We start from the raw sequence: 7,836 nt of genomic DNA, 5'->3' as shown, positions 1-7,836 counted from the left end.
TTATTAATCACATTGCCGTTGCTAGCATGATCACAACTTAACGATATGATGAGGTTGTCATGATTGAGCTTGGCTCATCGCGTTACCGATTAACGGCCTTTGCTCTGGCATTCGGCTCCTTCCTTATTTTTTGCAACTTATATCTCTTTCAGCCGATGTTGCCAGTATTTGCGAGCAACGATGGGATCAGTGAAACCCGTGCCAACTGGTTGCTGGCTGCCGCGACCTTAGGTCTTGCCTTCTCACTCGTCCCGTGGGCGGTATTGTCCGAACGACTCGGACGCCGTCCGATTATGCTAGTCAGCCTCTGGATGCTCCCTGCGATCGGGCTTCTGATGGCAGCAACCAACAGCTTTTGGTTAATTGTTGGGTTGCGGGCGTTGATGGGTGCAGCACTAGGTGGCTTTGCCGCGGTTGCGGTCGCGTATATGGCTGAAGAATTCTCAGCTAAAGCGTTTGCGATCGCGGTAGGTAGCTATATCAGTGCCAACTCTCTTGGCGGGATATCCGGACGTGTTGCGGGGGGAATGATGACCGATTGGTGGGGCTGGCAAGGGGCAGTGCTAGGAATGGCGGTATTGAGTTTGTTGGGCGTCGCCTTGGTGACGAAATTATTGCCGCGTCAGCAATACTTTACCCAAGGGAATACCTCGTTATTGACTCACTCGCGAGGCGTGCTATCTCATCTTCGTACCCCAAGGTTGTGGCTAGCTATGTTAATTGGCGGTATCAACTTTGCGTTATTCGTCAATTTGTTTTCGGTAATGGCGTTCCGGCTGGTGGCGCCGCCTTATCAATTGCCAGTGAGTTTGGTTTCGTCGGTCTTTATCTGTTATCTCGCTGGCACCGTTACATCACGATTGAGTGGACGCTGGGTACTTAGGTTCGGTGCGATTCGTGGCATGGCATTTGGCACTATTGTTGCCATGTTGGGCGTATTAGTGACCTTACACCATGACATCACTTGGATGATTGTTGGATTACTGGTGGTTAGTGGCGGGGCATTTTTTACTCACTCTCTCGCTTATGGTTGGGTAAGCCGACAAGCCAATCAGGGTAAAGCGACGGCAACGGCTTTGTATCTGGTACATTACTACACTGGTGGTAGCTTAGGTGGCTTTTACCTGATTGCCGCTTGGCAACATTATGCTTGGGAAGGTGTGGTGGTCGCTGCGTGCAGCTTGGGTTTTGCTGTGCTGGCACTTGTGCTTGCGCTGTACAAGTCAACGGGAAAAAGCAAACCCGCCGCCTCTTCATCAGAAACGGCGTTGAGCCATTAATGGCACTAGCTGGTTTCTAGGGCGCTATTGATATAGCTTGCGGTTTCTCTGGCATCGTTGGGATAGTGCTGGCCGACTTGATATTGACGCGTACAGTTGCGACCTTCTGCTTTCGCTTGATAGAGAGCGCTGTCTGCGCGCTCTATCAGTGACGACAATGTATCACCAGTTTGATAGCTGGAAATGCCAATTGATGCTGTCACTTTCAGAGGCGCGTCTCTTTCGTCAATAAACACATCCATGGCGCGAATTCCGTTCAGTAATCGGTCTGCGATCTGCTGTGCGCTGTCGGCATTGCATTTGGGGAGAAATACGATGAACTCTTCACCGCCAAAGCGACCAAAAATGTCTGATTTGCGCAGCCGTTCTTGCACGGCACGTGTGAAAGACTGCAAAACCACATCGCCCGCGTAGTGGCCCCATTTATCGTTGATACGTTTAAACTTGTCCAAATCCAATATCAGGACGGAGAAAGGAGAGTGCCTATCTTCGCTGATCGATAAGGCACGCATCGCCAGCTGTAAGAGCATACGGCGGTTATAAATACCGGTCAGCGGATCTAGCGTGGCTTGGCGATACAGCCTGAGAATCATATGCAACTGTGAAAGCTGTGACCATAACACCATCAGAGCAATTACCGTTTGCAGCCAGTAGGACGAAATATTATCCGGATTGAGCAATACACCGCTAAATGAATCGACCCATAAATGGCACGCGAGGGTGACACTCATCAGTGTCAAGCTCTCTCTCATCGTGAGCGGGAAAATCGTCAGCATGACTATTTGGATAATGGGCAATAGGGTGTAGCTGTATGAAAAAACACTGTTCTCGGAGGGAAAGCCTAATGTATGACTGGCAGAGAAGTAAAAAAGGTTGGTGACACAGACCATTGCCATCAAGCCCAGCTTGGCGGCTTTAAGGTTATTCACTTTATTGACTGAAAAGCCAATCGCGATCAGGAACGCGGCAAGAATCAAGCGCTGAACGGAAAGTTGTGCCGCGATCGCTTTGTCTCCGAGAAAAAGAAAGTCGGCGGGAGACCAAGCGATGGTAAGCGCAGCCCAAACATAGCAAAGCACACACAAGCGACTACGTAAATAGGTACTACGAGTATTGTTAAAGCTATTGGCATGCTTTTTTGCGCTCCAAAGCTCGAGAAAAGAGATTTGAAGCTTGTAGACAACATGACTCATGTTTTCAGTCATTGCGCTCATGTTTGCTCCTGCGTGTACAAAGGTTCCGGTAGCGCGCCTATTTTTGTTATGATCGCGATGTTGTTTTGATTCGTTTTTAGTTGTCATTAGTGTGGTATTCGTGCGCAAACCTTCCAGTTTGTTGTACGTATTTACAGTACTTATTCAATCTAATGTGATCCCGCCAGTTGTTTACCGTAAAAAGTAGTCACAGTTGCGGGTTTTTTATTGATCGCCATAAGGTGTTGTTTCTATGTACGCGTATGTTGCTCCTTCCCTCGTTTCAGCTATTTTGGGTGCGCAACTTGTCTTGTCGTTGGCGTTGCTTAAAGGTGAAATCTGTCCGGGCCAGCGAGGCCGTTTCCACCATGCATATTGGGTGTTGGTGTTCGCATGGGTGATCTTGGTTCCATCTAGTTTCTTAGCCACTATACCCTTTCTGTTTTTAGGCTTATTTGCGTTTCGATCAAAAACGGGCAAAACGCGTCACTCCGGTCCCATTCCTTTGCTGCATGTCGCAAACTTAACGGCATGTGTTGCATGGTTAATCATTACGGCGAGTCAGGGCTGGATGGTCGCTGTATTTGGCTTGCTGCAAGTGGTACTTCTGGGAGCCAGTGCCGGACACGGCCTGTTAGTTAGAGCCAAATCACGCTTACAAGCGTTTGATAACTTATTGCCTCTCGCGAGCGTGCTGGCCTTGATGGCCACGGTATTACTGGTTGCTGTGGCAGCATCGCTCACGACATTCAGCACTGTGAATATTAATGCTTTATTTGCAGGAGTTGGATTAGGCTTGTTGGGTATTGCCGCATCCATTTGGCATTTGCTCAAACACACCAAACCTGCATGGTGGCGTTTAATGATTGGGTTTGGTTTTTTGTTCGCTGCCAGTGTTAGCCTAAACACCATTGTGATGGGATGATTTGGCGAGTGGCCCCGAGTATTTCTATACTTAAAACCGAGCTTTGTTGACCCAACGGGTTCAGCCGAGATAAGGAGAGGCCACCATGGACATCAACAATATTCATCGTTTGGATGGGGCAATATTTTTCAGTATTGCCAATGAACGTTTGCGTTTAGAGTGCGATAGCCTTGAATCATTGATGGCCCATTTCGACCTAGACGATGAGCAAATCCGAGACAAATTTAACGACATTGGTTGTGAGTACGATCCGCTAACCAACCAATTGAAATTGAAATAACCGATTGTTTTAGTGACTTACCGTTTTAGCGAAGGCTCACCCAGACTTGGAGTGGGCCTTTTCTGTCTTCCTTGATTAGCATTCTGTTCAAAGTGCGCTGACCTTATTCGTGACAATTGTTTGGTTTTTGTTAAAAAATTGATCGCCCGAGCTGTGAAGCACTACGCTTAATGTGGCGAAATTTTATATAAAAGCAGCCGAATTCTCGGCAACAGGATACAGACAGAAGGACGTTTGGAATGCCGCGACGCGCTTGGAGCATCATTGTGATAACAGTCCTCGTGGGGATAGGTTTCTCTGCGCTGACTGGACATTTGCTGTTCCAATCTGAGCAAAATGCGATTCGCAAAGAAGTCCAAAAAGATGTCAATAATGCTGCTATGGCACTGGGCAGGGAAGTCAATCTTGGTTTAGAGCTTCTGTATGCGGTGAAAAATCATTTTGATGCGGGCCATCGCCTTAATGCTCGCAACTTCCAACCGATGACATCAGGTGTGTTGGAGCGGCACCTAAGTTTTAAGTCAATTGAGTGGGTCGATATAGTGATGCATCATCAACGGCGGCACTATGTCCAAGATGCGATGCAAGGGGACTCACAACAGGGAACCGATATTGTTGAGTTTGATGAGACAGGGGCATTGGTCCCCGCTCAGCGGCGAGATATGTACTTTCCTATCCGTTTTACGTCGAGCGCGAGCAGTAATCAGTCTGTTATCGGATATGATATGGGGTCGACTGCGGTGACTCGCCAAGCCCTTAAAACCAGTTTTAACACCGGTGTGCCTGTTGCAACGCCCGCGACAACGGTCAAAAGGGCGTATGGCAGCGTACAGGGCTTTTTGCTAATTATGCCGATTCTCCGTGACCCAGAACAGTTAAGTGGTGAGGAAACGAGTGACCTTCGCGGCTTTTTAGTTGCTGTCATTGATATTGGTGAGCTTGTTAATCTCGCGATTAATACGGTGATTAATGATGGGATTAATTTCTCGCTTAATGACATTACCAATGAGCGAAATCCTCAGCTTTTGCATAGCCAAATAGCCACTCTCAGTTCACCGGTGAACAAGGCGTTAACCCAGCAGTCACTCCCGGTATTTTTCGCAGGCAGAGAATGGCAAGTGGAAGGGTATCCGACGGCTGAATATGTGACTGCACGCCAGTCCTACATGCCTTATTGGGTGTTCGCGGCAGGCACCATCATTTTTATTATCATCAGTTACCTGCTGTATCGGCTACAACTGAGGACCTTAACCGTGCAGGCACAGGTTGATCAGAAAACCCGTGCATTACGGGACGCAAACACCAAACTCGAGTCGATGACGAAATGTGATGGTTTAACCGGACTGTACAATCGCAGCCATTTTGAAGCGGAGTTAGAACGTGAAATTCAGCGGGCACTGCGAGAAGAAACCCCGCTGAGCTTGATGATTGTGGAAGTTGAGCGTTTATCGGATTACAACCTCAAGTATGGCCGTTTAGCAGGAGATCAAGTGCTTCGTCGCTTGTCAGAAGCATTAGACAATATGCTGAAGCGCCCAGGTGATTTGTTATGCCGATACAGTGGCAGCCAATTTGTCGCGATATTACCGCGCACAGAAGGCGCGCAGCGACTGGCTGAAGAGTGCTTACTGACGGTAAAACGCTTGCAGCTACCGTTTGAACGGGAAGAGGGTGCCATGTTAGTCGACGTTTATGTCGGTGGGGTAACGCTCAGCGATCACGAGCAAATGACGGTGGCGAGAATGTGCTCTTACGGGGAGATAGCCCTCGCTCGGGCGAGGGCGGATGAACCAGAACGCTGGCATTGGATGGAGATAGAATAAAAAACGACGCCCGAGGGGCGCCGTTTGGTTTATCTACGGCGTAGTGTTGCTTTGCACGGCGTTAAACGTCAGCGTCGTCTTATCGTTAGCAAGTGTTAGTTGGTTGTCCGTTATGTTGATTTGACTCCAGTCGCTGAGTACGTCACTGACTGTGAATTCCATATCCATCGCTTGAGAGGCACATGCCATACGTGTGCTCGCCATCCGGTCAATACGAAAACGGTTGTTTTCGAGCTGAGCATTGCCGAAATAGCGGTTACACCCGGTATAACCACTCGCGACCATGTCAGTACTAACCGTAAGGGTTGGTGCGCCTTCCGCACTGATGGTTTGGTCATCGACCATTGCCAACTGCCACTTTTGAGCGATAGTCTCAACGGTGATTGCGTTTTGGTTTGACGGGTCAGTGGTTAAATCGTTGCTGCAAGCGGTTGCGCCGATACTCGCCAACGTAGCGACTAATAACACTTTTTTCATGATGATTCTTCCTACACTGGAGACGTGACCTTATGGGTCTTATTGTGGCAGTGAATCGATGCATCAATGTCAATTTCTTGTTTATTTTTATCCCGCGCAAAAAAAAGGCCCCGGTAGAGGGGCCAAGATATACCATCGCGTGAATTATTATCGTTATGTTTGGAGTTAGGAACCGATGCAAACAAGTGCCTAGTTAGTTAATCACAACTCTATGACACTTTATTGGCAGCGACGTATTTAACCGAAATCACCGTTCACATAGCCTCGCGTTCGGTCATCTTGCGGCTGTGCAAAGAGCGTGGCTGTTTCATCATGTTCCACCAGCTCTCCCATCAAAAAGAACGCAGTGCGGTCGGAAATACGACGGGCTTGCTGCATGGAGTGCGTCACAATGACGATGGTGTAGTCTTGTTTTAATGACTCCATCAAGTCTTCAATTTTTTTCGTCGCGATAGGATCGAGGGCAGAGGTGGGCTCATCCATCAAAATCACTTCCGGCTCCATCGCAATCGTGCGAGCAATACATAAGCGCTGTTGCTGACCGCCAGACAGCCCAAAAGCATGGGCCTTGAGACGATCTTTGACTTCATCCCATAATGCTGCGCCACGTAGTGATTTTTCAACCACTGCATCTAGGTGCTTTTTATCTTTAATGCCTTGGGCGCGTAAGCCATAAGCGACATTGTCGTAAATGCTCATTGGGAAGGGGTTAGGCTTTTGAAACACCATGCCCACTTTAATCCGTAGGCCGGCAACGTCGATATTGCCATAGATATCTTGATCATCCATGGTGAGTCGACCGTCAATTTGGACACCTTCAATTAAATCGTTCATGCGATTCAAGCAGCGCAATAGGGTTGATTTCCCACAACCAGAAGGACCAATCAACGAGGTGACACGCTTGGCGGGAATCGGCAAGTTGATGCTTTTAAGCGCGTGGTTTTCACCGTTACCGTAATAAAGATTTAAATCATTGATTTCAAATTTGTTCATGTCGGGCCTCAGAATGCGTTAATAAGTCGCTTTATTGAATCGGCGTGCAATGAGTTTGGTTAGCATGTTGATAACCAGCACGACAACAATCAGTACGGTGGCAGTGGCGTAGGCTTGGTGCCACTCATGGACGGTGTAAAGCTCTTGTGTGAGCTTATACAAATGCACCGTAAGCGTGCGTCCTGAATCAAGCAATGTATCAGGGATACGCGCCACCATACCGGCAGTGAGGAAAACAGGTGCAGACTCGCCAATTACGCGACCTACACTAAGAATGATTGAGGTGATAATCCCTGGCATCGCGCTGGGCAGGATTAACTTCCAAATGGTGTAGATTTTGGACGCACCGAGTCCGTACGATCCCTCGCGATAGGTTTGAGGGACGGCCATTAAGGCTTCCTCAGTGGTACGGATAATCACCGGAAGGATCAAAATACTGAGCGTCAACGCACCGGAAAGAATCGAAAAGCCGAGCCCCAGTACCGCCACAAAAAACGTGAGGCCAAACAGACCAAATATAATTGAAGGAATGCCTGCCAGTGATTCGGTACAAAAGCGGATGACTTTGACTAGCTTACTGCCCACTTTCGCATATTCGGTGAGGTAAATCGCGGTCATGATCCCCAGTGGCGCCGCAATGGCAATCGAGGCGAGTACCATATAGACGGTAGAGACAATCATCGGCCAAATCCCGGAGGACTCACCAATGCGCGTGTAGTCGCTGGAAATGAATGACCAGTCAACATACTGCAGGCCGTTGCTCAGAATGTACCAGATTATCCAGAACAGAAAGCCGACGGTTAAGCCTGCTGCTGTCCAAATAAACCCTAAGGCTAATTTATCTTGTAATTGACGTGACAACATA

8 protein-coding genes are annotated in these 7,836 nt (G+C 48.4%); 4 read left to right on the top strand and 4 right to left on the bottom strand.

Translation table 11 applies throughout. The annotated features are described in order from the left end of the window. Positions 1 to 59 precede the first annotated feature (59 nt). Positions 60 to 1,280 carry an MFS transporter gene (locus BZG84_RS12665; RefSeq protein ID WP_077678284.1) on the top strand — a complete coding sequence of 407 codons (1,221 nt, stop codon included), beginning with the start codon at positions 60 to 62 and terminating at the stop codon, positions 1,278 to 1,280. A 5-nt stretch (positions 1,281 to 1,285) separates the two neighbouring features. On the opposite strand, the gene BZG84_RS12660 is transcribed toward BZG84_RS12665, so the two are convergent. Beyond that, positions 1,286 to 2,494, bottom strand: a complete 1,209-nt coding sequence (locus tag BZG84_RS12660) for a GGDEF domain-containing protein (protein ID WP_158011496.1) — start codon at positions 2,492 to 2,494, stop codon at positions 1,286 to 1,288. A gap of 232 nt (positions 2,495 to 2,726) precedes the next feature. Here BZG84_RS12660 and BZG84_RS12655 point away from each other — a divergent pair, with 232 nt between their 5' ends. The 3 genes from BZG84_RS12655 to BZG84_RS12645 all read left to right on the top strand — a co-directional run bounded on the left by BZG84_RS12655 (position 2,727) and on the right by BZG84_RS12645 (position 5,501). After that, positions 2,727 to 3,398 (top strand): hypothetical protein, encoded by a 672-nt coding sequence (locus BZG84_RS12655; protein WP_077662042.1) that lies wholly within the window; start codon positions 2,727 to 2,729, stop codon positions 3,396 to 3,398. Positions 3,399 to 3,483: 85 nt separating this feature from the next. Then, complete coding sequence (locus BZG84_RS12650) at positions 3,484 to 3,678, top strand: DUF4250 domain-containing protein (protein WP_069587103.1); 195 nt, start codon at positions 3,484 to 3,486, stop codon at positions 3,676 to 3,678. Positions 3,679 to 3,944: 266 nt separating this feature from the next. Then, a complete protein-coding gene (locus tag BZG84_RS12645) occupies positions 3,945 to 5,501 on the top strand; it encodes a CHASE domain-containing protein (protein ID WP_158074937.1) in 1,557 nt (518 codons plus the stop codon). A gap of 33 nt (positions 5,502 to 5,534) precedes the next feature. On the opposite strand, the gene BZG84_RS12640 is transcribed toward BZG84_RS12645, so the two are convergent. From BZG84_RS12640 to pstA, 3 genes are all read right to left on the bottom strand, one after another. After that, entirely contained in the window at positions 5,535 to 5,978 is a 444-nt protein-coding gene (locus BZG84_RS12640) for an META domain-containing protein (protein WP_077479734.1), read from the bottom strand. A 237-nt stretch (positions 5,979 to 6,215) separates the two neighbouring features. Then, positions 6,216 to 6,971 (bottom strand): phosphate ABC transporter ATP-binding protein PstB, encoded by a 756-nt coding sequence (pstB, locus tag BZG84_RS12635; protein WP_069587106.1) that lies wholly within the window; start codon positions 6,969 to 6,971, stop codon positions 6,216 to 6,218. A gap of 18 nt (positions 6,972 to 6,989) precedes the next feature. After that, positions 6,990 to 7,835: a phosphate ABC transporter permease PstA gene (gene pstA / locus BZG84_RS12630; protein ID WP_077479733.1), complete on the bottom strand. Its 846-nt coding sequence runs from the start codon at positions 7,833 to 7,835 to the stop codon at positions 6,990 to 6,992. Position 7,836 lies beyond the last annotated feature (1 nt).

Origin of the sequence: Salinivibrio sp. PR932 (genome assembly GCF_001996125.1) — a bacterium.
Lineage (GTDB): Bacteria > Pseudomonadota > Gammaproteobacteria > Enterobacterales > Vibrionaceae > Salinivibrio > Salinivibrio proteolyticus.
The sequence above is the reverse complement of the archived record's forward strand: the minus strand, read 5'-3'. Positions and strand labels throughout refer to the sequence as shown.

Excerpts from the sequence above, each read along its gene's own strand:
- pstB (WP_069587106.1), bottom strand. The coding sequence starts at position 6,971 with ATGAACAAATTTGAAATCAATGATTTAAATCTTTATTACGGTAACGGT.
- BZG84_RS12650 (WP_069587103.1), top strand. The coding sequence starts at position 3,484 with ATGGACATCAACAATATTCATCGTTTGGATGGGGCAATATTTTTCAGT.
- BZG84_RS12660 (WP_158011496.1), bottom strand. The coding sequence starts at position 2,494 with ATGAGCGCAATGACTGAAAACATGAGTCATGTTGTCTACAAGCTTCAA.
- BZG84_RS12655 (WP_077662042.1), top strand. The coding sequence starts at position 2,727 with ATGTACGCGTATGTTGCTCCTTCCCTCGTTTCAGCTATTTTGGGTGCG.
- BZG84_RS12640 (WP_077479734.1), bottom strand. The coding sequence starts at position 5,978 with ATGAAAAAAGTGTTATTAGTCGCTACGTTGGCGAGTATCGGCGCAACC.
- BZG84_RS12665 (WP_077678284.1), top strand. The coding sequence starts at position 60 with ATGATTGAGCTTGGCTCATCGCGTTACCGATTAACGGCCTTTGCTCTG.
- pstA (WP_077479733.1), bottom strand. The coding sequence starts at position 7,835 with ATGTTGTCACGTCAATTACAAGATAAATTAGCCTTAGGGTTTATTTGG.